Origin of the sequence: Pseudomonas sp. C6002, from assembly GCF_013385805.1 — a bacterium.
Taxonomy (GTDB): Bacteria; Pseudomonadota; Gammaproteobacteria; order Pseudomonadales; family Pseudomonadaceae; genus Aquipseudomonas.
Map to the genome: position 1 here is coordinate 205,314 of NZ_JACAPH010000018.1, position 222 is coordinate 205,535.

The window sequence follows — 222 nt, forward strand, 5'->3', positions numbered from 1 at the left end:
GCAGATCAAGATCAAAAGCACGCAGCCTCGCTGGCGCTCGACAACTGCTACGGGCGGTGTGGCTCTGCTTTTCTGTAGGAGCTGGCTTGCCGGCGATGCAGACAACTCGGTGCATCAGGTACACCCAGTTGATGCTATCGCAGGCAAGCCAGCTCCCACATTTGACCGTGCCCGATTCTGATCTTGCTGTTGCTGTTGCTTCACCACACTCAAGCCGGCCGG

1 pseudogene is annotated in these 222 nt (G+C 58.1%); it reads left to right on the plus strand.

Features of this window, described 5'->3' with window-relative positions:
- Nucleotides 1-181 (plus strand): annotated as a pseudogene (locus HX817_RS31205) (hypothetical protein); the annotation flags it as partial.
- Between the last annotated feature and the right edge of the window lie 41 nt (nt 182-222).